Source organism: Caldovatus sediminis (genome assembly GCF_014644455.1).
Taxonomy (GTDB): Bacteria; Pseudomonadota; Alphaproteobacteria; order Acetobacterales; family Acetobacteraceae; genus Caldovatus; species Caldovatus sediminis.
On record NZ_BMKS01000013.1, the window covers coordinates 68,846 to 93,155 of the forward strand.

Consider the following 24,310-nt stretch of genomic DNA (forward strand, 5'->3'; position numbering starts at 1 on the left):
GGGGGGGAGCGCGGCGAGAGCACGCTGCTCGGCGAGCTGCGCCGGATGGCGCGCACCTCCGGCGCGGTGGGGGGCATCGCCGCGCGCGTCGCCGGCGAGCGCTTCCTCGGCATCAAGACCGACCGCGCGGCGCATGCCGAGGACCTGAAGGCGATCCTCGGCGGGCTGAAGGGCCCGCTGATGAAGGTGGCGCAGTTCCTCTCCACCATCCCGGACGCGCTGCCCGCCGAATACGCCGCGCAGCTCGCCACCCTGCAGGCCAACGCGCCGCCGATGGGCTGGCCCTTCGTGCGCCGGCGCATGGCGGCCGAGCTGGGGCCGGACTGGGAGCGCAGGTTCGCGCGCTTCGAGCGCGAGGCGGCGGCCGCGGCCTCGCTCGGCCAGGTGCACCGGGCGGTGCTGCCCGACGGCACGCTGGTCGCCTGCAAGCTGCAGTACCCGGACATGCCGAGCGTGGTGGAGGCGGACCTCCGCCAGCTCCGCCTGGCGATGCACCTCTACCGCCGGCTCGACAACGCCATCCAGCACGACGAGGTGTACGAGGAGCTCTGCGAGCGCCTGCGCGAGGAGCTCGACTACCTGCGCGAGGCGGCGCAGATGCGCCTCTACGGCATCATGCTCGCGGGCGAGCCCGCCATCCGCGTACCGCGCCCGATCGAGGGCTACTGCACGCGCCGTCTGCTCACCATGACTTGGCTCGAGGGGCGCCCGATCCTCAGGCGGCTCGAGGAGGATCCGCCGCAGGAGGAGCGCAACCGCTATGCCGAGGCCCTGTTCCGCGCCTGGTACGTGCCCTTCTACCGCTACGGCGTGATCCACGGCGACCCGCACCTCGGCAACTACCAGGTGCGGCCGGACCAGCACGGCATCAACCTGCTCGACTTCGGCGCCATCCGCGTCTTCGCCGCCCGCTTCGTCACCGGCGTGATCATGCTCTACGAGGCGGTGCGCGACCGCGACGACGACAAGGCGCACGCCGCCTACGAGTCCTGGGGCTTCACCGGCCTCTCGCGCGAGAAGATGGCGGTGCTGAACCTGTGGGCGCGCTTCCTCTACGAGCCGCTGCTCGACGACCGCGTGCGCCGCATCCAGCTCAGCGACGACCCCGCCTACGGGCGCAAGGTGGCGGAGCAGGTGCACGCCGGCCTGAAGCGCACCGGCGGCGTGCGCCCGCCGCGCGAGTTCGTGCTGATGGACCGCGCCGCGGTCGGCCTCGGCAGCGTCTTCCTGCGCCTGCGCGCGGAGCTGAACTGGCACCGCCTGTTCCAGGAGCTGATCGCCGACTTCGACGAGGCGAAGGTCGCCGAGCGCCAGGCGGCGGCGCTGCGCGAGGCGGGGGTGCCGGGGGCGGCCTGAGGGCCGGGCGGGCGCCGCCGGCGGATCTCAGCCCTCCTCCTCCGCGTAGGGATTGCGCGTCGCCCGGAACTGCAGCCGGATCGGCACGCCCGGCATGTCGAAGGCCTCGCGGAAGCTGTTCACCAGGTAGCGCCGGTAGTCCTCCGGCACCTCCGCGGTCCGCGTGCCGAACACCACGATCGTCGGCGGCCGCGCCTTCGGCATCGTCGCGTAGCGCAGCCTGATCCGCCTGCCGGCGACGACGGGCGGCGGGTGGCGCTCCTTCGCCGCCTCCAGCCAGCGGTTCAGCTCGCCGGTGCCGACCCGCCTGTTCCACAGCGCGTGGACCGCGCGCACCGCCGGCATCAGCTTCTCGACGCCCTGCCCGGTCAGCGCCGACATCGGCACCACCGGCACGCCGCGGAGCTGGGGCAGGCTCGTCGCCAGCACGTCGTCGAGCCGCCTGCGCGCCGCGGCGCGGTCCTCGACGGCGTCCCACTTGTTCAGCGCGATCACCACCGCCCGGCCCTCGCGCTCGGCCAGCCGGGCGATGCGCAGGTCCTGCTCGTCCATCCCGAGCCGCGCGTCCAGCACGAGCACCACCACCTCGCTCTCCTTGAGCGCGGCGATGCCGGCGCCGACCGCCATCTGCTCCAGCTCGGCGCCCCGGGAGACGCGGGCCCGCTTGCGCATCCCCGCCGTGTCCACGAGCCGCACCTGCCCGCCGGTCTCGTCCGTCCACGCCACGGCGACGGCGTCGCGGGTCAGGCCCGGCTCCGGGCCGGTGAGCATCCGCTCCTCGCCGACCAGCGCGTTGAGCAGCGTGGACTTGCCCGCGTTCGGCCGCCCGACGATGGCGAGGCGGAGCGGGCGCTCCCCTTCCTCCGCCGCGCCGCCGGCCTGCTCCTCGGCCGGCAGGGCCTCGGCGATCGCCTCGTGCAGCGCGCCGATCCCCTCGCCGTGCTCCGCCGAGACCGGGATCGGGTCGCCGAGGCCGAGCTCGTAGGCCTCCATCGCCTGCTGCCCGCCGAGGCGCCCCTCCGCCTTGTTCGCCACCAGCAGCACCGGCTTGCGCGCGCGGCGCAGCCAGTTGGCGAAGGCGCGGTCGGCCGGGGTGATGCCCGCGCGCGCGTCCACCACGAACAGCGCCACGTCCGCCTCGCGCAGCGCCGCCTCCGAGGAGGCCCGCATGCGGCCGGAGATCGTCTCCGGCGGCGCCTCCTCGAGCCCGGCGGTGTCGAGGAGGCGCACCGGCCGCCCGGCGACCGTCGCCTCTGCCTCCTTGCGGTCGCGCGTCGCCCCCGGGGTGTCGTCCACGATGGCGAGCCGCCGCCCGGCCAGCCGGTTGAACAGCGTGGACTTGCCGACGTTCGGGCGCCCGAGGATGGCGACGGTGGGAATCCGCTTGGTCATGACACGGCCAACGCGCCTCGGGCGCGTCAGGCTGAGGCGGCTCCGCGCAGCGCCACCAGGGTGGCGTCGTCGGTGGCGAGGTAGAGCGTCCCGCCCGCCACCGCCGGCTGCAGCGTGACCCCTCCCGGCAGCCGCCGCCGCTCGAGGATCCGGCCGTCGGTCGGCTCGACCGCCACCATCTCGCCGCCGCTGCCGGCGACGAGGATCCGGCCCCCCGCCAGCACGGGCGCCGCCCAGTGGGCAGGCGGCGGGTCGCGCCGCCCCTCGCGCGGGCGCTGCAGGTCGGTCACCCAGCGCACGCGGCCGTTCTCCCCGCCGATCGCGGCGAGCTCGCCGTCGCGGCTCAGCAGGAACAGCCATTCGCCGGCCGACCAGGGCGCCTCGGTCCCGCCGACCTCGCGCTCCCACAGGCGCCGGCCGGAGCGCAGGTCGATGGCGATCGAGAGGCCGCCCATGCCGACCGCGAAGACGCGGCCGTGGTCGACGACCGGCAGGGCCCGGATGCCCGCGATCTCGGCGAGCGTGCTCGTCCCCGCGGCCGCGAGCGTCTCGGTCCACAGCACTCGCCCGTCGGAGGCGCGCAGCGCCGACAGCTCGCCGGAGGCGAAGCCGGCGACCACCGTGTCGCCCTCCACCGCCGGGGCCGGCAGGCCGAGCGGCACGGCGGTCGCCGGACTGGCCCGGTGGGTCCAGAGCCGGCGCCCGTCCTCCGCGGACAGGGCGAGGAGCTGGTTCTCGATCGTCGGCACGAAGATGCGCCCGTTCACGACGGTCGGCGCGCCGCGGGTCGGCGCCGGCAGGCGGGTGCGCCAGCGCACGCCGCCCTCGGCGGGGTCCACGGCGAGCATCTCGGCGAGGCCCGAGGCGACGTAGAGGGTGCCGGCGTCGAAGGCGACGCCGCCGCCCACCGCGCCGTCGCGCTCCTCTTCCGGCCGGCTGTCCAGGCGCCAGCGCCGGGCGCCGGTCGCGGCGTCGAAGGCGGAGACGATGCCGAGGGCGTCCACCACATAGACCGTGCCCCCGGCGACGATCGGCGCGCCGGTGATGCGGCGGCGATAGCCGGAGCCGGAGCCGAAGGAGGACCGCCACGCCTCGCGCAGCGACCCGCCGCTGCCCGCCGCCCCCGTGTCCAGCGCCAGGTGGCCCGGCGCGTGGCTGGGTGCGCCGCCGGCCTGGGGCCAGTCGGCGTTCGGCGTCGGCGGAGGCAGGCTCACGGCGCGCGCCTGCAGGCCCTCGTCCACGGAGAGGCCGGCGCGCTGCACCGCGCTGAGCACCGAGCGACGCTCGCCGGCGAGCGGCACCTTGCGCTCGCGGAACAGGTCGTCGAGCCATTCGCAGCCGCCGAGCAGGCCGGCGGAGGCGAGCAGCAGGGCGCGGCGGCCGGGGCCGGCGGCGGGAATCTTCGGGGCGCGCATCAGCTTCCGAGCCCCGCGGCGATGCGGCCGGCCCGGCCGCGGACCCCCTGAGGCGCGGTGACGTCCTCGGCCAATGCCTGCAGCATGCGCCGCGCCTGCTCGCGCTCGCCGCGCTTCAGCGCCACCAGGGCGGCGACCTCCTGGGCCGAGGCGCGCCAGGGGCTGTCCGGTCCGGTCAGCGGCGCGATGCGCGCGGCGAGCGCGGCCGGATCGGCGCCGGGCGCATCGAGCGAGTGCAGCACGAAGAGCAAGGTGGCGAGGTCGCGATAGAGCGGGTCCACGGCGGAATCGCGCGCGATCTGGTCCCACAGCGCCAGCGCCGCCTCGCGATCCCCCGTCTCGGCCTTGAGCGCCGCGGCGCGCAGCCGGGCGAGGGCGCGGTAGCCGCCGGCGGCGTCGCGCCCGAGCTGCGCGAATCGCTCGGCCGCTGCCTTGAGGTCGGCGCCCGGGGTCGCGGCGTCGCGCTCCGCGGCGAGGTAGGAGGCCGCGGCAGCGGCGACCTGGCGCTGCTGGTACCAGCCCCACCCCTGCCAGGCGCCGACGCCGAGCACGGCGAGCAGCGCCGCGCCGATGATCAGGCCGCCAAAGCGCTGCCAGAACCGGGCGGCGCGTTCGGCGCGGAGATCCTCCTCGACTTCGTCGAAGATGTCGGGCAAGGGCAGGGACTCCTGGGAGCGACACGGCGGAACGGCGCGGCGGACCATAGCGGGGCCTTCGCGGTGCGTTAAGCCCGGCGCGCTAACGGTCGGCGGCCATGCGTCCGCTCGTCCCGCTCCTTGCGCTCTGCCTGTCGCCGTTGCTGCTCCCCGGCTGCGCCGCGCTCGCGCCCTGGGCCGCGGCGGAGGCGGCGTCGGTGATGGTGTTCGACCGCGCGATCGGCGATGTGCTGGTGTCCGCGGTGACCGGGCGCGACTGCTCGGTGGTGCGGCTGGACCGGGGCGAACCCTACTGCCGGCCGGAGGAGCCGCCGCCCGTGCCGCCACCCGTCTGCACCCGCAGCCTCGGCGCGGTGGATTGCTGGCGCGCCGCGCCCCCGCACGCCTGGCCACCCTATCGCGGCGTGGCTGACGGACCGGGATCGCGGCCCGAGCCGCCCGCCGCCGGGGCGGAACCGCCGGAGCGCCACCGTGAGGGGCGCTGGCCCGGCCTGTTCTGAGGGGCAGCGGGCCGGGCGCGGGTGCGAGCGGGCTTTCACGGGGCGGGCGGCCACTCCGGCCGCCTCCAGCCGTGGCGACCGCCGCGGGGACCGGCCGCGCGGGTCAGGACGCGGCCGAGGCGAAAGGCAACCGCGCCCGGCCCGGCGCGGCCGCCGCGCAGGAGTCCTCGCCGGTTCCCGCGCGGCCGCGGGCGGTCCCCATCCTGCTCAGCGACAGGAGCAGGCGCGCCCGGCCCCGCCGAAATTCCTCCGCGCGAATTCCTGGGCGTCCGAGAGGTAGTCGAAGCGTGGGCCCATCTGGCAGACGTTGGAGCCGCGGGCGTTGCGCATCTGCTCCGGATCGCGCCCGTCCACCTCGATCCTCCCGTTGGCGCAATAGACATAGTAGCTGGCCGACGCCGCCGTCGGCGTCGCCAGCACGGCGAGGGCGGCGAGGGTCGCCGCGGCCGGGATGCGCATGGGCCTGCCTTCCGGCGCGTGTTGCGGTGCCGCCATGATGGCGCGCGCCGCGCCGGCCCGACAAGCGCGAAGCGGATCAGCCCCCGCCGAGAGCCGCCTCCGCGCCGCGCACCGCCTGCAGCGGCAGGGCGGCCCGCCCGACCACCCGGCCCCCGATCACGATCAGCCAGCGGCGGTTCCGGTCCACCGGGGGGCGGAGCTCCACCACGCGCGCCTCCGCGTCGCGGGCGACGGCGTAGCGCAGCCGCCAGCCGGCCCGGACGGGCCCCGAAACGCGAACGACGCGGGCGATGGCCTCGCCCGCGTCGTCGCAACCAACCCATTCCCGGGTCCGGTCCGGGTCGTCCGGACCGTCCCCCTCCGCCGCGCGGCCGCGCACCCAGCGGAGCCGCATGCGCCGCCTCAGGCGCTCTTGGCCATGATCTCGTCCGCGATCTGCCGCGGCACGGGATCGTAGTGGTGGAACTGCATCGAGAAGCTCGCGCGCCCCTTGGTCATGCCCCGCAGGTTGGAAATGTAGCCGAACATCTCCTTGAGCGGAACATGGGCGCGGACGATGACCGAGGTTCCCGCCATGTCCTGGCTCTGGATCACGCCGCGGCGCCGGTTGAGGTCGCCCACCACGTCGCCGACGTGGTCCGCGGGCGTCGTCACCTCGACGTCCATGATCGGCTCCAGGATCACCGGCCCGGCCTTCTTCATGCCCTCGCGGAAGCAGGCCTTGGCGGCGATCTCGAAGGCGAGGGCCGAGGAGTCGACGTCGTGGTACTTGCCGTCCACCAGCGTCGCCTTGAAGTCCACCGTCGGGAAGCCGGCGAGGACGCCGGTGTCGGCCTGGGCGCGGATGCCCTTCTCGACCGCCGGGATGTACTCCTTCGGCACGGCGCCGCCGACGACCTGGTTCTCGAAGACGATGCCCTGGTTCCGCTCGAGCGGCTCGAAGACGATCTTCACCTCGGCGTACTGGCCGGAGCCGCCGGTCTGCTTCTTGTGCGTGTAGACCTCGGTGTGCGGCCGCGTGATGGTCTCGCGGTAGGCGACCTGCGGCGCGCCGACATTGGCCTCCACGCCGTACTCGCGCTTCAGCCGGTCGATGACGATCTCGAGGTGCAGCTCGCCCATGCCGGAGAGGATGGTCTGGCCGGTCTCCGGGTCGGTGCGCAGGCGCAAGGAGGGGTCCTCGCCGGCCAGCTTCTGCAGGCCGATCGTCATCTTCTCGATCGCGTCCTTGGTCTTCGGCTCGACAGAGATGTCGATGACGGGGACCGGGAAGGCCATGCGCTCGAGCACGACCGGATCGGCCGGGTCGGCGAGGGTGTCGCCGGTGCCGGTGTCCTTCAGCCCGACGAAGGCGACGATGTCGCCGGCGTAGACCTCCTTGATCTCCTCGCGCTTGTCGGCGTGCATCTGGAACATGCGGCCGATGCGCTCGCGGTGGCCCTTGGTGGTGTTGAGGACCATGTCGCCGGTGCGCGCGACGCCCGCATAGACGCGCACGAAGGTCAGGTTGCCGTACTTGTCGTTGATGATCTTGAAGGCGAGCCCGGCGAACGGCGCCTTCTCGTCGGCCTTGATGACGCGGCGCTCGGCCTCCTCTTCCTCGCCCTCGGCGGCGGCGACCTTGATGCCCGGGATGTCCACCGGCGAGGGCAGGTAGTCGATCACCGCGTCGAGCAGGGGCTGCACGCCCTTGTTCTTGAAGGCGGTGCCGCACAGGACGGGCCGGAAAGCGCCGCTGATCGTGCCCTTCTTAATGCAGCGCTTGAGCGTCTCGACCGAGACGTCGCCCTTGTCGAAGTACTCCTCCATCGCCGCGTCGTCCACGCTGAGCGCGGTGTCGAGCAGGAGCTGGCGGTACTCGGCGGCCCGGTCCTTGAGGTCGTCGGGGATCGGCGCCTCGTGGAACTTGGCGCCGAGCTCGTCGCCCTCCCAGATCAGCGCCTTCATCCCGACCAGGTCGACGACGCCCTTGAAGCTGTCCTCGATCCCGATCGGGAGCTGCAGCGCGACCCAGGTGATGCCGAGCTTCTCCTTCAGCGTCTCCGCGGCGCGGTAGAAGTCCGCGCCCGTGCGGTCGAGCTTGTTGATGAAGATGATGCGCGGCACGTTGTAGCGGTCGGCGAGGCGCCAGTTGGTCTCGGACTGCGGCTGCACGCCGGCCACGCCCTCGATGATGAAGACGGCGCCGTCGAGCACGCGCAAGGACCGGTTGACCTCGATGTTGAAGTCGATGTGGCCCGGCGTGTCGATGATGTTGATCCGGTGGCCCTTCCACTCCGCCGTGACCGCGGCGGAGGTGATGGTGATGCCCCGCTCGCGCTCCTGCTCCATGTAGTCGGTCGTCGTGGTGCCGTCGTGCACCTCGCCGATCCGGTGGGAGCGGCCGGTGTAGTAGAGGATGCGCTCGGTCGTGGTGGTCTTGCCGGCGTCAATGTGGGCCGTGATGCCGATATTGCGGATCCGGTCGAGCGGGGTGCGCGCCACGGTGGGCCTCCATACGCGAAAACGGGCCCGATCGCAGGGGGATCTGCCCTGCGCCGCCCGCGGTCAGGTTCGGAAAAGGGGTTGGCTACCGACTTCCGGGCGGACAGATGCGCAATCGGGGCGGGATTTGCAAGCGCCCCGGCGGGGGCTCGGCCCTTGATGGACGCATGCCGGCCGGCACGGGGCGCAGGGCTGGGCGTCGCATGGGGCGATCCGCCGCGCCCGCGTCGCCTCGCCTGCCCGCGCCCGGAACCGGCGCAGCAGCAGGTCGGGCCGGCGGACCGGGGCGCCTGCCGCGGTCCGATCTCGGTCCGGATCGGCGACGGTCCCGTCGCGCCAGGCGCGGCGAGCGTTACCCGCCGGCCGGGCGGCCCTGGCGCGAGGGAGGGAACGAATCGGCAGGGCGGCACGGACGGGCACGGTGTGCCGGACGAGCGGAGACATGCCGGCACGCGCGCGCTCGGAACCGGCCGCACCCTGCGCCGCATCTGCCCGTCTGCCCGCGCGCGACGCTCGCCGCCACGGAAGCGAGGGGCCGCCCGCGGCTCGGAGCGGGCGCCGGAGCCACCCCGGCCCGCCGCGGGCCAGCGTGAGCTGCGACCGCATGCCCGGCGCGCCGGCGATTCCGCGGGCTTGCTCGTAGCGGAGCCTGGCCTCCGTCGGCTCCGGGGCCGCGCGGATGTCGCCGGGAAGCCGCTCCGCCCAGGCGAGGGGCCCCGCTCTCCCCGGGCTTCCGCCGTCTTGCGCCCGGTCCGCGCCGCCTGCAGCGCCCCGTCCAGCGCGCCGTCACGGCCCCGCCGCGCCGACGCCGCGGCCGCGGCGACCCGCGACGGTCACACCGGGCTTCCCGGCGGGAAGTGCGGGGCGCGCCTCTCCCGCAGCGCCGCCACCCCCTCGGGCAGCTCCGGTCCCGTGAAGCCCATGAACTCCATCGCCAGCGCCGCCTCGAAGATCGGGCCCGCCTGCCGGAGCCAGTTGTTCAGCGCGAGCTTGGTCCAGCGGATCGCGCTCTGCGGCCCCTCGGCCAGGCGCACCGCGGTCTCCAGCGCCCTGGCCTGGAGTTCGTCGTCCGGCACGCAGAGCGAGACGAGGCCGATACGCTCCGCCTCGCGCCCGTCGAGCGGGTCGCAGGTCAGCAGGTAGTACTTCGACTTCGCCATGCCGCAGAGCAGCGGCCAGATGATCGGCGCGTGGTCGCCGGAGGCGACGCCGAGCTTGGTGTGCCCGTCGATCAGCCGCGCCGAGTGGCCGGCGATGGTGATGTCCGACATCAGCGCGAGGACGATGCCGGCGCCGACCGCCGCGCCGTTGATCGCCGAGATGATCGGCTTGGAGCAGCCGATCATGTTGTAGACCATGTCCCGCGCCTCCTTCCAGACGCGGATGCGCGTCTCGAAGTCCGCGTTCATGCGGGAGACGAGGTCGAGGTCGCCGCCGGCGGAAAAGGCGCGGCCGGCACCGGTGACGATGACGACGGAGACGCTCCCGTCGGCGTCGATCTCGCGCCACACCTCGGTCAGCGCGCGGTGCATCGCGGGGGAGAGCGCGTTCATCCGGTCCGGACGGTTGATGGTGAGGCGCAGCACGCGCGGATGCGGCCGCTCGGCGAGGATGTCGGGCAGGGCGTCGTAGGGCACGGGGTCGTCTCCGTCAGGCGGCGGCGTCTCGCTTCAGGATCGCCTCGACCAGGCGATGCCGCTGGATCTTGCCGGTGGGGGTGAAGGGCAGCTCGTCGAGGAGGACGAGGCGCTCGGGCAGCTTGTAGGTGGCGAAGCCGTCGCCGAGGAAGCGCAGGATGTCCTCGAGCGTCGGCGGCGCCTGGCCGGGCTTCGGCACGACGCAGAGGCAGGCGCGCTCGCCGAGGCGCGGATCGGGCAGGCCGACGATGGCGCAGTAGAGGATGGCGGGGTGGGCGTAGAGCACCTCCTCGACCTCGCGCGGGAAGAACTTCTTGCCGCCGCGGTTGATCATCTCCTTGACGCGGCCGCTGATGCGCAGGTTGCCGTCGGCGTCGAGGAAGCCGAGGTCGCCGGTGCGGAACCAGCCGTCCGCGGTGAACGCCTCCGCGTTCGCCTGCGGGTTGTTGTGGTAGCCGAGGTGCACCGAGGGGCCCTCGCAGCAGATCTCGCCCTCGCTGCCGTGCGGCACGTCCCGGCCCTCGGCGTCGAGCAGGCGCAGGCCCATGTGGCTGGCGACGCGTCCGACCGAGCCGGCGACGCGTTCCGGGTCGTCGCCCGGGCGGGTGTAGGTGTGGAAGCCGGTCTCGAGCATGCCGTAGAGCTCGAGGAAGTGGCCCGGCGCGGCGGCGCGCCAGGCGCGGATGGTCTCGACCGGCGCCGAGGCGCCGCCGGAGACGACGAGGCGCAGCGCCGAGAGGTCGGTCCGCGCCAGCTCCGGCAGTTGCAGGATCGCGGTGAGCGAGGCGGGCGCCGTCGGGACGTAGGTGCAGCGCTCGGCGGCGAGGAGGGCGAGCGCCGGCGCGGCGGCGAAGCGCTCGAGCAGCACCGCCGTCGCGCCCGCCATCACCGCCTGCACCAGCGTGAGATAGCCCCAGTTCAGCCCGAGCGGCAGCCAGATCATCATCCGGTCCCGCTCGCCGAGGCCGAGGTCGCCGTTCAGGATGCGCGCGGCAGGCAGGGTCGTGTTGTGGCTGTGCATCACCCCCTTCGGGTTGCCCGTGGTGCCGGAGGTGAAGGCCATGCGCATCACCGCGTCGGCCGACTGGCGCGCGGGCACGAAGCCCGGCGGCGGCCCCTCGGCGGCGATCACGTCGTCGAGCGGGACGATCCCCTCGCGCGCCCCGGCGCGCAGGCTGCCGAGCAGCGCGAGGCCCGGCAGCCGCGCCTTCAGCTCCGCCGCCATGGCGAGGTGGTCGAAGCCGCGGTAGGCGCCGCAGCAGACGAAGCCGCGCGCCCCGCTGAAGCGGAGGATGTATTCGAGCTCGCGCAGGCGGAAGTCGGTCGAGACGGTGACGGCGACGGCGCCGAGCCGCTCGAGCGAGAAGAAGGCCGGCGCGAACTCGATCCAGTTCGGGAGCTGGATGCCGACGACGTCGCCCTCGCCGATCCCGAGCGCGCGAAGCCGCGCCGCCATGCGGTCCACCATGTCGGCGAGGGCGCGGTAGGTGACGCGCCGCGTACCGTCGGTGATCGCGACCCTGTCCGGCGTCGCGTTCGCGCGCGCCGCGAGCAGGCCGAACAGCGTCTCGCCGGTCCACTGGCCGGCGGCGCGCCACCGCGCCGCGCGCTCCGGGTCCTGACGGGTGACGAAGGCCATGGCTCTTCTCCTCACATCGTCAGCCAGCGGTGGCGCACCGCCTCCTCCTCGGCCGCGAAGGCGGCGGCGGAGGCCTCGTGCACCACCTGGCCCTTGGCCATGATCAGGATGCGGTCGGCGACCGCCTCGGTCAGGCGCAGGTTCTGCTCCACCAGGAGGACGGCGACGCCTTCGCCGGCCAGCCGCCGCAGCACCGCGGCGAGCTCGCGGACCACCATCGGCGCCAGGCCCTGCGAGGGCTCGTCGAGCAGCAGCACCCGCGGGTCGGTCACCAGGGCGCGCGCGATGGCGAGCATCTGCTGCTCGCCCCCCGAGAGGGCGCGGCCCAGGTTGCGCAGGCGCTCCCGCAGGTTCGGCAGCAGCGCGAACAGGCGCTCCGGCGGCCACTGGCGCGAGGGGCGGCGCTGGCCGACGCGGAGGTTCTCCTCGACGGTGAGGTCGGGGAAGACCTGGCGGCCCTCCGGCACGTAGCCGATGCCGGCGCGCGCGACGAGGTGCGGCGGCCGGCCGGTCAGCCGCTCGCCGGCGAGCGTGACCTCGCCCTCCACGCCGGGCAGGAGGCCCATCACGGCGCGCAGCGTCGTCGTCTTGCCGACGCCGTTGCGGCCGATGACCGCCGTCACCTGGCCCGCCGGCGCGTCGAGCGTCACGCCCTGCAGCACGCGGGCGCCGCGGTAGCCGCCGGCCAGGCCGCGCAGCGCCAGCATCAGTCGAGGCCCCCGAGGTAGGCCGCCTGGACGCCGGCGTCGGCGCGGACCTCGGCCGCCGGACCGTCGGCGATCTTGCGGCCGCGGTGCAGCACGACGACGCGCGGCGCCAGCGCGAACACCACCTCCATGTCGTGCTCGACGAGCAGCACGGTGACGCCCTCCTCGGCGATCAGCCGGCCGAGCAGGTCCACCGTGCGCCGCGTCTCCTCCACCGACATGCCCTGCGTCGGCTCGTCGAGCATGAGCAGGCGCGGCCGCTGGGCGAGCGCCATCGCCACCTCGAGCAGGCGCTGGTCGCCGTGCGCGAGCTCCCCGGCGGGGGTCGCGGCGCGGTCGGCGAGGCCGACGCGGCGGAGCCAGTGGAGCGCCTCCTCCGCGCCGCGGGCGAGGGCGGCGCCGCCCCCGATCGGGCGCCGGCGCAGCGGGTCGTGCGCCTGCAGGCCGAGACGGACGTTCTCCACCGCCGGGAGGCCCGGGAAGACCGCGGTGATCTGGAAGGTGCGGGCGACGCCGCGCGCCGCGATGCGGTGCGCCGGCAGGGCCGAGACGTCCTCGCCGTCGAGGAGGACGCGGCCGGCCGTCTTCTTCAGGTTGCCGGCGATCATCGCGAACAGCGTGCTCTTGCCCGCGCCGTTCGGTCCGATGACGGCGCAGGTCTCGCCGGCCTCGACGGCGAGGTCGACGTCGTCCACGGCGCGCAGCGCGCCCCAGGCGCGGGTGAGGCCGCGGCAGTCAAGGATCGGCACGCGACGCCCTCCTGCCGCGCCGGAGCGCGTCCTCGATCCAGCCCATCAGCCCCCGCGGCGCGAAGATCACGACGAGGATGAAGACGATCCCGAGAGCGAGCCCCCACGACTCGGTGAGGCCGGAGAGCTGGTGCTCGAGGAAGAACAGGGCCATCGCGCCGATCATCGGCCCGACCAGCGTCCCGGCGCCGCCCAGGATCACCATCACCAGGACGTGGCCGGAGACGGTCCAGAAGAACAGTTCGGGCGAGACATAGCGCGCGAAGCCCGCATAGAGGCCCCCGGCGAGGCCCGCGAGCCCATAGGACAGGACGAACACGGCGAGGCGCGTGCGGCGCGGGTCGTAGCCGAGCGCCTGCGCGCGGGCCTCGTTCTCGCGCACCGCCGCGGCGACGCGACCCAGCGGCGAGACCGTGAAGCCCCGCGCGATCAGGTAGGCGCCGGCGAGCGCGAGGGCCGCGAGCACGTGGAACCCCTCGCGCGTGGCGAGCCAGTCGAGCCCGAGCGGCCCGCCGCCGCGGGGCACGCCCGGCAGGCCATCCGAGCCCCCGGTGACGGCGCTCCACTTGAACACCACCGCGTAGCCGAGCTGCGCGAAGGCGAGCGAGAGCATGGCGAAGGCGACCCCGGTGGTCCGTACGCAGAGCCAGCCGACGGGAACCGCGACGAGTGCGGTCGCGAGCGCCGCGCCGAGCGCGGCGACGGGCAGCGGCAGCTGCAGGACGAGCAGCAGCCCCGCCGCGACGTAGGCGCCGAAGCCCCAGGGTCCGGCATGGCCGAAGGAGACCAGCCGCGCGTGGCCGACCAGCAGGTCGAGGCTGAGCGCGAACAGGGCGAGGATGATCGCCTCGGTCAGCAGCGTCACCGCATAGCCGGGCAGCACGAACCCCAGCGCGGCGAGGACCGCGATCGCCGCCAGGACGGCCCGCGGCGCGGCGGGCGTCACTCCTCCCTCCCGAACAGGCCGCCGGGGCGGAGCAGCAGGACGGCGATCATCAGCGCGTAGGTCGCGCCGAGCGCGAGCTCCGGGAAGTAGAAGTTCCCGAAGGTCTGCGCGAAGCCGACCAGCAGGCTCCCCACCGCCGTCCCGACGAAGCTGCCCATGCCGCCGATCATGACGATCACGAAGGCGTCGATGATCACGCTGGTGCCGAGGCCGATGTAGGCCGTGAACAGGGGCGCGGCCAGCGCGCCGCCCAGCGCCGCGAGCCCGCAGGCCAGCGCGAACACCGCGGCGCGCACCGCGGCGACGTCGTTGCCGAGCGCCGCCGTCATGGCGGCGTTCTGGGAGGCGGCGCGCATCAGCAGGCCGAGGCGCGTGCGGTGCAGGAGGAGCCAGAGCGCCAGCGCCGCCGCCGCGCCCGCGCCGATCAGCACGAGCCGGTAGACCGGAAACGGCTCGTCCAGGACGAAGACGATGCCGGCCAGCGCCGCCGGCAGCTCCGCCTGGCGCGGATCCGGCCCCCAGGCCAGGCGGATCGCCTCGGTCAGCGCCAGGGCGAGGCCGAAGGTGACCAGCAGGAAGGCCGAATGCTCGCGCGCGTAGAGCCTGGTGAGCGCGGAGCGCTCGAAGGCGAGGCCGAGCAGCGCGGCGGCGAGCGGCGCCAGAACGAGCGACAGCGCGAAGCTGCCCGTCAGCGTCTGCGTGGTCACCCCGACATAGGCGCCCAGCATGTAGATCGCGCCGTGGGCGAAGTTGATCACGCGCATGATGCCGAAGATCAGCGTCAGGCCGAGCGCGATGAAGAACAGCAGCGCCGAGAGCGAGAGCGCGTTCAGCAGCTGCAGCGTGAAGAGGGCGACCGGATCCATGGAAGGCTCCGGGGCGCGGCGCGGGATCGCCCGCGCCACGCCCCGATGCGCTCAGGCGAAGGTGGCGCTGCGGCAGGCGGGGGTGACCTCGGCCGCGGGGTAGGTCCGGATCACCTCCGGCACGGGGTGCGGGAAGCCCTCCTTGCGCGCGACGCGCACGACGAAGCCCTGCTGCTCCGCCTGGCCGTCGCAGGCGCGGATCCTGAGCGGGCCCTTGACGCTGGAGAGCTCGAGGTCGCGCATCGCCGCGACCAGGGCCGCCGTCTCGGTGCTGTTCGCCCGCCGCGCGGCGGCCATCAGCACGTCGAGCGCCTGCCACTGCTCGCCGTCGTAGGTGTCGGGCAGCTCGTTGTACTCGGCGCGGAAGCGCTGGACGAAGGCGGCGTTGGCCGGGATGTCGTAGGCGAAGCTGTAGCGGCTGCCGCCGACGAGGCCGATCGCCGCCTCGCCCGCCGGCCGCGTGAACAGCATGTCCACCGTCTCGGTCACGATCGGCATCCGCTCGAACAGGCGGAACTGCGCGGCCTGGCGCAGGAAGGCGGTGCCGTCGTCGCCGGTGAGCGCGATGTAGAGGGCCTGCGGGTTCGCCTGGCGGATGCGCGCGATGTAGGTCGAGTAGTCGCGCGTGCCGACGGGGGCGAAGACGCTGCCGATCGAGCGCTTGCCGATGCCGCGCAGCAGCCCCTCGAAGGTCTCGACCGAGGAGCGGCCCCAGGCGTAGTCGAGCGACAGGCAGAAGTAGTCGGTCTGCGGCGAATCGCGCAGGTGCAGCGCGAGGGCGCGCGCGCCCATCGGGCCGGAGATGTTGGCGCGGACGGCGTTCGGCACCCAGTGCTCGGCGGTGATCGAGCCCGCGCCGTTGACCGAGGAGATGAACAGCGCGTTCCACTCGGCGAGCTTCGGCATCACCGCGAGCGCCTCGCTCGACGCCATGAGGCCGAGCAGGATGTTGACGCGGTCGCGCTCGACCATCTCCTGCGCCTTGCGCAGGCAGTTGGCGGGCACGCCCTGGGTGTCCTCGAACAGGAACTCGACCTGCCGGCCGAGCAGCCCGCCCTGGGCGTTGACGGTCTTGGCCCAGAGCCGGCAGGTGCGCACCACCTGCGCGCCGAGCGCCGCCCAGGTCCCGGTGATGGCGGTGGGCACGCCGAGCTTCAGCGGCCCCGCCTGCGCCCGCGCGCGGCGCAGGACGGCCGGCGCCGCGAGCACCGCCACACCCGCGCCGAGCGCGGCGCGGCGGCCGATCATTGTGCTGCTCATCGTCCTCTCCTCCCTTTCTCGTGCTTTCCGCCGGATCAGCCGGCGATGATCTGGCCGCCGTCGAGCTGCAGCACCTTGCCGGTCAGGTAGGCGAAGGTCGGGCCGAGCATCAGGCAGGCGACCTCGGCCACCTCCTCCGGCGTGGCGATGCGGCGCAGCGGGATGGCCTGCACGATGCGTTCGGTCGTCTCCGGGCCCCAGCGGTCGAAGGCGACCTGGGCCATGTCGGTCGCGGTCAGGCCGATGGCGAGCGCGTTGGCGCGGATGCCGTGCCGCGCCTCCTCCCGCGCGACGACGCGGACCATCGCTTCCAGCCCGGCCTTGGCCGCGGCCCCCTGCACGTTGCGCGCCTGGCACATCTGCGCCGCGATCGAGGAGATCGCGACGATCGCCCCGCCCCTCGCCCGCCGCAGATGGGGGATCGCGGCGTGCAGCGTGTAGAAGGCGCCGCTGAGATCGACCTGGATGTACCGGTCCCAGTCCTGGACCGGGAGGTCGGCGACGGTGGCCCACTGCCCGACGGCGCCGGCGGCGAGCGCGAGCGCGTCGAGCCTGCCGAGCGCCGCCGCGGAGGCGTCCACCGCCGCGGCCACCGCGGCGCTGTCCGCGAGGTCGGCGGCGACCGTGAAGGCGTTGCGCCCGAGGGCGCGGACCTCCGCGGCGGCGGCATCCGCCTCGCGCGCGCGGCTGCGGTAGATCAGCGCGACGTCGGCGCCGCGGCGCGCGGCGGCGAGGGCAATGGCGCGCCCCACGCCGCGGCTGGCGCCGGTGACCAGCAGGGCCCGTCCGTCAAGATCCATCGGCGATCTCCTCCGGGCAGCCGAGGCCGCGCAGCAGGAAGGCGACGAGCTCGTCCTCGGCCTCCGGCCCGTCGAGGGCGTGGCGCAGCCGCCAGCGGCGCAGCGCGAGCATCACCGGCAGGAAGGTCACGATGTCGGCGGCGAGCCGCGGCGCCCCGTCGATCGCCATGCCGTCGCGGCGCGCCGCCTCGATGAGCCCGCCGAACAGGCGGATGAAGGCGTCGGTCTGGGCGAGGACCGCGTGCAGCGAGTCGCGGCCGAGCGCGTGCGTCTCCTGGTAGATCAGGCGGATGTCGGCGTGCCGCTCGCGCATGGCGCGGACGAAGGCGCGGATCGCGGCGCGGAGCCGCGCGCGCGGATCCGACAGGCCCTCGATCGCGCGCTCGACGTCGGCCGTGTAGCGGGCGGTCAGGTCCTGATGGACGAGGTAGAGGATGTCGTCCTTCGAGCGGATGTAGTTGTAGAGCGTTCCCTGGGTGAGGCCGGCGGCCTCGGCCACGTCGCGGATGGTCGCGGTGTGGAAGCCCTTCTCGCGGAACACCCGCGCCGCGGCCTCCGCGATCCGGGCGCGGCGCGCCTGGACCAGGGCCTCGTCCTTGATCTGGGCGGCGATGACGCGGGGCGCGGGCGCGGTCGACACGATGGGCGGCCTCCGGGGCGCATCCTCGCGCGGATCGGCGGACCTGCCAAGGAAAATTGAGTGAGCGCCCAATCATCGCCGGCGCGCAGCCGCCGCATGCCCGCGGCGCCGCTGTCTGCGGGCGGCAGCCACCCGCCTGACGCCGGGCGCGGATGGGCGAAGCGGAGCGGAGGGCCGTCGCGCCGGGCGTCTCCGGGGTCGGAGCGCGGGTGCGGCAGCGCATGGACACCCGCCCCGCCGCGGCGGGGCGGGCCGGGAATGCCGGGACGCCCGGGAGCCGGACGGCGCGGCCGGGCCGGGGCCGATGCCGCACCAGCGCGGGCGCGCGGCGAAGATTGGGGGGCGGTGTTGGCGGACTGCCCCTAATTGAGGGCATGGCCCCCGATCCGACCCCATCCCCGCCCGCGCGCCGCGTCCACCGCCACCCGCTCCGCGTGTACTTCGAGGACACCGACGCCGGGGGGATGGCCTATCACGCCTCCTACCTCCGCTGGGCCGAGCGGGCGCGGACCGAGTCCCTGCGCGCCCTAGGATTGCCACACCGGCAGATGATGGACCGCCACCACTGTTTACTCGTGGTGCGCCGCGTCGAAGTGGAGTATTTCCGGCCGGCCCGGCTGGACGAGTCGCTGGTGGTGGAGACTGCCGTCCTGCGCGTCACCGGGGCCCAGCTCGTCGTCGAGCAGCGGGTGTGCCGCGCGGCGGCGGGGCCGGGGGAGGACCGGCCGGAGGCAGCGGGGGAGGAGCTGGCCCGGCTGGTCGTCGGGCTGGTCTGCGTGGCCCAGGGCAGCCTGCGCCCCGCGCCGATCCCGGAGCCGTGGCGGACGAGCCTCCGCGGCCTGGTCTCGACGCCCGCCGGGGGCGGCGGGCCCGGGGCCGGGCGGCGGCGGGCGGTGTGACTTATTCGGAGCGGGACGGCCGGCGGCCCGTCGGGGGGCGGACGCCGCCGCCGATCGCCGCAGGGCGCGGGCCTGGACCCGGGGGGGCTTGGGGACTAGGCAGCCGCCGCGCCGCAGGGGACCGAAGGAGGACCAGGCTTGGACCGCACCGTGACCGCGACCGCGCTCGGCCAGGCGCCGCACGACCTCTCGCTCTGGGGCCTGTTCCTGCAGGCCGACTGGGTGGTGAAGGCGGTGATGATCCTGCTGCTGCTCGCCAGCGTCTGGGTCTGGGCCGTGGTGTTCGACAAGATCGCGACGCTGCGCCGCGTCAACCGCGCCGGCGACGCCTTCGAGGACCGCTTCTGGTCCGGCGGCTCGCTCGAGCAGCTCCACGAGCAGGAGGGCGAGCAGGCGGCGCATCCGCTCGCCGCCGTGTTCGGCGCCGGCATGCGGGAGTGGCGGCGCAGCGCCGAGCGCGTCGCCGGGGCCTCGGAGCTCGCCGTCGCCGGGCTCAAGGAGCGGGTGGAGCGGGCGATGGCGGTGACGATCCAGCGCGAGATGGAGCGGCTGGAGCGCTGGATGGTGTTCCTCGCCTCGGTCGGCTCCGCCGCGCCCTTCATCGGGCTGTTCGGCACGGTGTGGGGGATCATGAACAGCTTCTCGGCGATCGCCGGGATGCAGAACACCAACCTCGCCGTGGTCGCGCCGGGCATCGCCGAGGCGCTGTTCGCCACCGCCATGGGGCTGGTGGCGGCGATCCCGGCGGTGCTCGCCTACAACAAGCTCAACACCGACCTCGCCCGCTTCGCCGCGCGGCTCGAGGGCTTCGCGGCGGAGTTCGGGGCGATCCTCTCGCGCCAGGTGGAGGTCGTCGCGGCGCGGCCGCCGGTGGCGGAGGAGGAGCCGGCGCCGCCGCCGCCGCCGCGGCCGGCGCAGCCCCCGTCGCCGCCCGCGGCGCACCACGCCCCGGCCGTCGCCGCGCGCGGGGGCTAGCCGCGCCATGGCCGCCGCCGTCTTCAAGGGCTCCAGCGTGCGCAACGGCAACGGCCGCCGCGGGCGCTACCGGCCGATGGCCGAGATCAACGTCACGCCCATGGTGGACGTGATGCTGGTGCTGCTCATCATCTTCATGGTGGCGGCGCCCATGATGACCGTCGGCGTGCCGGTGGACCTGCCGCGCACCAGCGCCAGCCCGCTCAACCAGGAGACCGAGCCGCTCACCGTCACCATCGACGCGCAGAACCGCATCTTCCTGCAGGAGACGGAGGTCGCGCTCGACGCCCTGGTGCCGCAGCTCCAGGCGATCATGCAGAACCAGCCGCGGGGGGCGCCGGAGCGGCGAATCTTCGTGCGCGGCGACCGCGCGATCCCCTACGGGCGGGTGATGGAGGTGATGGGCACGATCAGCGCCGCCGGGTTCTCGCGCGTCGCGCTGCTGGCCGAACAGCCCTCGCCGCAGCCCGGCGCGACGCCGCCGGGCGGCGGCGTCCCGGGCGGCGGGGCGGCGCCGGCGCGGGGCGGGGGGGCGCCCGCGCCCCCGACCGCGCGGCCACCGGCGCGGCCGCAGGCCCAGAGCGGGCCGCCGCGGGGCTGAACGACGGGCGCGGGGGCATGGGGGTGCCCGGACGCCTCTTCGGACTGCGCGGGTGGGCGGCCGTCTCGGCGGCGCTGCACCTCGCCGTCGCGCTGCTGGCGCTGTTCGACTACCGGTTCCGGCGCTTCGAGGAGCCGCCGGAGATGGCGATCGCCGTCGAGCTGGTGGCGGAGCTGCCGCCGCAGCAGGCCCGGGGCGAGCAGCCCGCGCCCGAGGAGGCGGCCCCAGAGCCGGCGCCCATCCCGCCACCTCCCGCCCCGACCTCGCCGCCGGCGCCGGAGGCGCAGCCGCGGCTGCCCGTCGCGCCGCCGCCGCCTCCACCGCCTCCGCCGCCGGCGCCGGCCGCGACGCCGACGCCGCCCGCCCCGGCGGCGCCGGCGCCGCAGGTCGCCGCCGCGTCGCCGCCCGCGCCGACCCCGCCCCTGCCGGTCCCGCCGCCACCTCCGCCGATGCCGGCGCCGCAGGCGGAGGCGCGGCCGCCGCTGCCCCTGCCGCCGCCGCCGGCGCCGCCTCCGCCTCCGCCGCCGGCGCGTCAGGCCGCCCGCCCGGAGCCGCCGCGGCCCGATCCGCCGCTGCCCCGCCCGCCGGTGCCGCCGCCGCCGCAGCCGAGCCGGGAGGCCAACGCCCAGGGCCAGACCCCGCCGGTGCCGCGGCCGCAGGAGCGCTCGCGCGAGGTGCTGAACACGCTGGAGCGGCTGCGCACGGCCCAGCGCCAGACCGAGCCGCCGCGCGCCCGCCCCAACCCGGCCCCGGCGCCGCCGACCGCCGGCGGCGGCGCGCCGGCCGGGGCGGCGCCGCTCACCGCCGGCGAGATCCGCGGCCTCGCCGAGCAGATCAGCGAGTGCTGGAACGTGGATCCTGGCATGATGGGACTGGCGGAGATCGTGGTGGAGCTGAAGGTGCAGCTCGACGCGCAGGGCAACGTGCGCAACGTCGTTCCGGCGAGCGCGATCCCCTCGGATCCGCGCGCGCGGTCGGTCTATGAATCGGCCCGCCGCGCGCTGCTCTCGCCGCAGTGCAATCCGCTGCGCGTGCCGCCGGACAAGCTGCAGACCGTGATGGCCTCGACCTTCCGATTCAGCCCGAGGGGGCTCGTACGATGAGGACCGATTTGCGATTTCCGACATTGACGCGCCGGCGCGCCGCGCTCGGCGCCGGTGCCGCCCTCGCCGCGCCGGGGATCGCGGCCTGGCCGCTTCCCGCGGCGCGCGCCCAGCAGCCGGCGGCGCAGGGCGGGGGGGCCGCGGGCGCGGTGATCAACATCGAGACCGCGCGCACCAACCCGATCCCGATCGCCATCCCCGACATGGCCGGCGCGACGCCGGACGCGCAGCGGATCGGGCGCGACATCGCCCGCGTGATCCAGAACAACCTGCGCAACTCCGGCCTGTTCCGCCCGATCGAGCGGGAGGCCTTCATCCAGACGCCGGAGGCCGCGGCGGCGACGCCGCGCTTCCAGGACTGGCGCGTGATCGGCGCGCAGGCGCTGACGACGGGGCGGGTGGAGGCGGCGGGCGAGAGGCTGCGCGTCGAGTTCCGGCTGTGGGACGTGCTGCCGGAGCAGCAGCTCCAGGGCACGGCCTTCACCGCGCCGCTGCAGAACTGGCGGCGCATCGCGCACCTGATCTCCGACGTGATCTACGAGCGGCTGCTCGGCGAGAAGGGCTACTTCGACACCCGCGTCGTCTACGTCTCCGAGACCGGGCCGCGCGACCGGCGCACGCGGCGACTCGCGATCATGGACCAGGACGGGGAGAACCACCGCTTCCTGACGGACGGCGCCTTCGCCGCGCTGACGCCGCGCTTCCACCCGAACTCCGACCGCGTCGCCTTCATGGCCTACCAGGCGCGGGGCGAGCCGCGCGTGGTGCTGCTCGACCTCGGCACCGGGCGGACCGAGGTGCTCGGGAGCTTCCCCGGCATGACGCTCTCGCCGCGCTTCTCGCCGGACGGGCGGAGCGTGGTGCTGTCGGCGGCGCGCGGAGGGGTCGCGAACATCTACGTCGTCGACCTCGCCTCGCGGCGGGAGCGGCAGCTCACCTCGGGCGGGGCGCTCGACGTCTCGCCCTGCTACTCGCCCGACGGGACGCAGATCGTGTTCAACTCGGACCGCGGCGGCGACCAGCAGCTCTACGTGATGGACGCGGACGGGGGGAACGTGCGGCGCATCTCCTTCGGCCGCGGTCGCTACGCGACGCCGGTGTGGTCGCCGCGCGGCGACCTGATCGCCTTCACCCGGTTCGGCACCGGCAGCTTCGCGATCGGGGTGATGCGGCCCGACGGCTCGGGCGAGCGCATCCTCTCCGAGGGCTGGGCCATGGAGGGGCCGACCTTCGCGCCGAACGGCCGGGTACTGATGTTCTACCGCGAGACGCCGGCGCGCGACGCGCGCGGCACCGGCTATTCCGCGCGTCTCGCCTCGATCGACATCGCCGGCTTCAACGAGCGGCAGATCATGACCCCGACCGACGCGACCGACCCGGCCTGGTCGCCGCTGCTGTCGTGAGCGCCGGCCCCGTGCCTCCCCCCGGTTCCCGCCCGGCCGCCGCGACCCCGCGCTTGACCGGCCGCGGGGCGCGGTTGTAACGGGAGCGAAGCCGTGCAACCGGCGTCGCCCCCCAGGGCCGCGCCCGGAATCCCGACCGAAACGCGCAGGCAAGGAGCGATTCGCGCGATGAACGCAAAGCTGATGACGGCGCTGGCGGCTGCCGCGCTGCTGACGGCGTGCGCCGACGACCAGAGCCAGACCGTGAGCGCCGGCGCCGGCGGCGCCGCGCCCGGCCAGATCCGTCCCGGCAGCCAGGAGGACCTGGTGGCCAATGTCGGCGACCGCGTGTTCTTCGACTTTGACCGCTCGAACATCCGCCCCGACCAGCGCCCCGTGCTCGAGCGGCAGGCGGCCTGGCTGCAGCGCTACCCGGAGGTGCAGGTCACGATCGAGGGCCATGCCGACGAGCGCGGCACCCGCGAGTACAACCTCGCCCTCGGCCAGCGCCGCGCCAACGCGGCGCGCGACGTGCTGGTCGCCCAGGGCGTCTCGGGCGCCCGCATCCAGACCATCAGCTACGGCAAGGACCGGCCGGCGGCGCTCGGCTCCAACGAGGAGGCCTGGGCCCAGAACCGCCGCGCGGTGACAGTGGTCCGCTGAGTGTGGCGGGGCGTCGCGCCGCCGCCTGGCGGCGAAGCCCCGGGACGCGGTGCCGCGCGTGGCCCGGCCGCAGCCGGCGATGAGGCGGCACCGCGGGGCGGCCGACCCCGGCGCCGTCGCCGCGGGCGCGGGAGGGGCTTGGTCGGCCCGCGCCATGCGGTGAAGATCGGCAACCGGCCGCGCCCCGCCCCGCCGCGGCCCCTTCCCGCGGGGAGGCGTGCGCCACGGCGCGGGGGCGGCGTTCGAGCGATGCGGAAGTAGGCGCCCATGCGGTTCACCTTGCCCGTCCTGGCCCTGACCGCGGCGATGGCCGGCGCCGGGATCGTCCCTCCTTCCGGGCCGGCGCTGGCCCAGATCGAAAGCCGCGAGGGCATCGCGCTGCAGAACCAGATCCTGCAGCTCCGCGCCGAGCTCGAGCAGCTGCGCCGCGGCGGCAGCGCGCTCGCGGCACCGAGCCTGCCTCCGCCGGGGCGGGGCGCCGGCGTCGCGCTTCCCGGCGGGCAGGTCGAGCTGCTGAACCAGCTCCTCGACCGAGTCGGTCGGCTCGAGGAGGAGGTGCGAAGCCTGCGCGGACGGGTGGAGGAGGCGGAGTTCCGCTCCCGCCAGCTCGCCGCCGAGGTGGAGAAGCTGCAGGGGGACATGGACTTCCGGCTCCGGCAGCTGGAGGGCGGCGGAGCGGCGCGGCCGCCGGGGGCCGGCGCGGCGGCGCCGGCCCGACCGGCCGCCCCGCCGCCCGCCGCCGCGCCCGCGCCGGCGGCCGCGGGCGTGCCGCGGCCGCCGGAGCGGGCGCTGGCCGAGGGCCAGCAGGCGCTCGCCCGGCGCGACTTCGCCGCCGCCGAGGCGGCGGCGCGCGAGGTGCTCGCCAACCGCGGCGGCGGGCCGCGCGGGCAGGACGCGCTGCTGCTGCTCGGCGAGGCGCTGCTCGGCAAGGGCGACGCCCAGAACGCCGCGATCGCCTTCGACGACGCCTACCGCCGCAACCGGCAGAGCGCGCGGGCGCCGGAGGCGCTGCTCGGCCTGGCGACGGCGTTCAACGCCTTCAACGCGCGGCGCGAGGCCTGCGCCACGCTGGACCAGCTCCGCTCCGAGTTCCCCCGCCTGCCGCAGCCGCTCGCGACGCGGGCGCAGGAGCAGCGGCAGCGCGCGGGCTGCCGCTGACCGGGGCGCGAGCGGCCGGCCGC

23 protein-coding genes and 1 pseudogene are annotated in these 24,310 nt (G+C 75.2%); 9 read left to right on the plus strand and 15 right to left on the minus strand.

From position 1 onward, the window contains the following. Positions 1-45 precede the first annotated feature (45 nt). Positions 46-1,356: an ABC1 kinase family protein gene (locus IEX99_RS17440; protein WP_188902737.1), complete on the plus strand. Its 1,311-nt coding sequence runs from the start codon at positions 46-48 to the stop codon at positions 1,354-1,356. Between the two features lie 27 nt (positions 1,357-1,383). On the opposite strand, the gene der is transcribed toward IEX99_RS17440, so the two are convergent. From der to IEX99_RS17455, 3 genes are read right to left on the minus strand one after another with little or no spacing between them, the layout of a single operon-like run. Further along, positions 1,384-2,748 carry a ribosome biogenesis GTPase Der gene (gene der / locus IEX99_RS17445; protein ID WP_188902657.1) on the minus strand — a complete coding sequence of 455 codons (1,365 nt, stop codon included), beginning with the start codon at positions 2,746-2,748 and terminating at the stop codon, positions 1,384-1,386. 26 nt (positions 2,749-2,774) lie between these two features. Further along, complete coding sequence (locus IEX99_RS17450) at positions 2,775-4,163, minus strand: outer membrane protein assembly factor BamB family protein (protein ID WP_188902659.1); 1,389 nt, start codon at positions 4,161-4,163, stop codon at positions 2,775-2,777. Further along, positions 4,163-4,819, minus strand: a complete 657-nt coding sequence (locus tag IEX99_RS17455; protein ID WP_188902662.1) for a tetratricopeptide repeat protein — start codon at positions 4,817-4,819, stop codon at positions 4,163-4,165. Before IEX99_RS17455 ends, IEX99_RS17450 begins: the two co-directional genes overlap by 1 nt. A gap of 98 nt (positions 4,820-4,917) precedes the next feature. Here IEX99_RS17455 and IEX99_RS17460 point away from each other — a divergent pair, with 98 nt between their 5' ends. After that, positions 4,918-5,319: a hypothetical protein gene (locus IEX99_RS17460; protein WP_188902664.1), complete on the plus strand. Its 402-nt coding sequence runs from the start codon at positions 4,918-4,920 to the stop codon at positions 5,317-5,319. Between the two features lie 207 nt (positions 5,320-5,526). Here the strand turns inward: IEX99_RS17460 and IEX99_RS17465 are convergent, their stop codons facing one another. The 12 genes from IEX99_RS17465 to IEX99_RS17520 form a co-directional block, all read right to left on the minus strand. Further along, complete coding sequence (locus tag IEX99_RS17465; protein ID WP_188902666.1) at positions 5,527-5,778, minus strand: hypothetical protein; 252 nt, start codon at positions 5,776-5,778, stop codon at positions 5,527-5,529. Between the two features lie 76 nt (positions 5,779-5,854). Further along, positions 5,855-6,172, minus strand: a complete 318-nt coding sequence (locus tag IEX99_RS17470) for a hypothetical protein (protein ID WP_188902668.1) — start codon at positions 6,170-6,172, stop codon at positions 5,855-5,857. A gap of 8 nt (positions 6,173-6,180) precedes the next feature. Next, positions 6,181-8,262, minus strand: coding sequence for an elongation factor G (fusA, locus tag IEX99_RS17475; RefSeq protein WP_188902670.1), 2,082 nt, complete (start codon positions 8,260-8,262; stop codon positions 6,181-6,183). 833 nt (positions 8,263-9,095) lie between these two features. Further along, complete coding sequence (locus IEX99_RS17480; RefSeq protein ID WP_188902672.1) at positions 9,096-9,899, minus strand: enoyl-CoA hydratase/isomerase family protein; 804 nt, start codon at positions 9,897-9,899, stop codon at positions 9,096-9,098. 13 nt (positions 9,900-9,912) lie between these two features. Further along, the gene (locus tag IEX99_RS17485) at positions 9,913-11,538 is read right to left on the minus strand and encodes a class I adenylate-forming enzyme family protein (RefSeq protein WP_188902674.1); all 1,626 of its coding nucleotides are present in this window, start codon (positions 11,536-11,538) and stop codon (positions 9,913-9,915) included. A gap of 11 nt (positions 11,539-11,549) precedes the next feature. After that, complete coding sequence (locus tag IEX99_RS17490; protein ID WP_188902676.1) at positions 11,550-12,245, minus strand: ABC transporter ATP-binding protein; 696 nt, start codon at positions 12,243-12,245, stop codon at positions 11,550-11,552. Continuing rightward, positions 12,245-12,994, minus strand: a complete 750-nt coding sequence (locus tag IEX99_RS17495) for an ABC transporter ATP-binding protein (protein WP_188902678.1) — start codon at positions 12,992-12,994, stop codon at positions 12,245-12,247. The genes IEX99_RS17490 and IEX99_RS17495 overlap by 1 nt, the downstream gene beginning before the upstream one ends. Continuing rightward, a complete protein-coding gene (locus tag IEX99_RS17500; protein WP_188902680.1) occupies positions 12,981-13,940 on the minus strand; it encodes a branched-chain amino acid ABC transporter permease in 960 nt (319 codons plus the stop codon). Before IEX99_RS17500 ends, IEX99_RS17495 begins: the two co-directional genes overlap by 14 nt. Further along, positions 13,937-14,806 (minus strand): branched-chain amino acid ABC transporter permease, encoded by an 870-nt coding sequence (locus IEX99_RS17505; RefSeq protein ID WP_188902682.1) that lies wholly within the window; start codon positions 14,804-14,806, stop codon positions 13,937-13,939. Before IEX99_RS17505 ends, IEX99_RS17500 begins: the two co-directional genes overlap by 4 nt. A gap of 51 nt (positions 14,807-14,857) precedes the next feature. After that, the gene (locus IEX99_RS17510; RefSeq protein ID WP_229678105.1) at positions 14,858-16,066 is read right to left on the minus strand and encodes an ABC transporter substrate-binding protein; all 1,209 of its coding nucleotides are present in this window, start codon (positions 16,064-16,066) and stop codon (positions 14,858-14,860) included. Between the two features lie 35 nt (positions 16,067-16,101). After that, positions 16,102-16,866 (minus strand): SDR family NAD(P)-dependent oxidoreductase, encoded by a 765-nt coding sequence (locus IEX99_RS17515; RefSeq protein WP_188902684.1) that lies wholly within the window; start codon positions 16,864-16,866, stop codon positions 16,102-16,104. Beyond that, positions 16,856-17,506 (minus strand): TetR/AcrR family transcriptional regulator, encoded by a 651-nt coding sequence (locus tag IEX99_RS17520; RefSeq protein ID WP_188902686.1) that lies wholly within the window; start codon positions 17,504-17,506, stop codon positions 16,856-16,858. The genes IEX99_RS17515 and IEX99_RS17520 overlap by 11 nt, the downstream gene beginning before the upstream one ends. A 374-nt stretch (positions 17,507-17,880) precedes the next feature. Between IEX99_RS17520 and IEX99_RS17525 the strand changes: the two genes are divergently transcribed. The 7 genes and pseudogenes from IEX99_RS17525 to IEX99_RS17555 all read left to right on the plus strand — a co-directional run bounded on the left by IEX99_RS17525 (position 17,881) and on the right by IEX99_RS17555 (position 24,287). Next, positions 17,881-18,405 carry a YbgC/FadM family acyl-CoA thioesterase gene (locus IEX99_RS17525; protein WP_188902688.1) on the plus strand — a complete coding sequence of 175 codons (525 nt, stop codon included), beginning with the start codon at positions 17,881-17,883 and terminating at the stop codon, positions 18,403-18,405. A 138-nt stretch (positions 18,406-18,543) separates the two neighbouring features. Continuing rightward, positions 18,544-19,254 (plus strand): annotated as a pseudogene (tolQ, locus tag IEX99_RS17530) (protein TolQ); the annotation flags it as partial. A 133-nt stretch (positions 19,255-19,387) separates the two neighbouring features. Continuing rightward, the gene (gene tolR, locus IEX99_RS17535; protein ID WP_188902692.1) at positions 19,388-19,981 is read left to right on the plus strand and encodes a protein TolR; all 594 of its coding nucleotides are present in this window, start codon (positions 19,388-19,390) and stop codon (positions 19,979-19,981) included. Positions 19,982-20,004: 23 nt separating this feature from the next. After that, positions 20,005-21,084 carry a hypothetical protein gene (locus tag IEX99_RS17540; RefSeq protein ID WP_188902694.1) on the plus strand — a complete coding sequence of 360 codons (1,080 nt, stop codon included), beginning with the start codon at positions 20,005-20,007 and terminating at the stop codon, positions 21,082-21,084. Between the two features lie 23 nt (positions 21,085-21,107). Continuing rightward, on the plus strand, positions 21,108-22,487 hold the full coding sequence (tolB, locus tag IEX99_RS17545) for a Tol-Pal system beta propeller repeat protein TolB (protein ID WP_229678106.1): 1,380 nt from the start codon (positions 21,108-21,110) through the stop codon (positions 22,485-22,487). A gap of 168 nt (positions 22,488-22,655) precedes the next feature. Next, positions 22,656-23,129: a peptidoglycan-associated lipoprotein Pal gene (pal, locus tag IEX99_RS17550; RefSeq protein WP_188902698.1), complete on the plus strand. Its 474-nt coding sequence runs from the start codon at positions 22,656-22,658 to the stop codon at positions 23,127-23,129. A gap of 267 nt (positions 23,130-23,396) precedes the next feature. Beyond that, positions 23,397-24,287, plus strand: a complete 891-nt coding sequence (locus IEX99_RS17555) for a tetratricopeptide repeat protein (RefSeq protein ID WP_229678107.1) — start codon at positions 23,397-23,399, stop codon at positions 24,285-24,287. Positions 24,288-24,310: the final 23 nt, after the last annotated feature.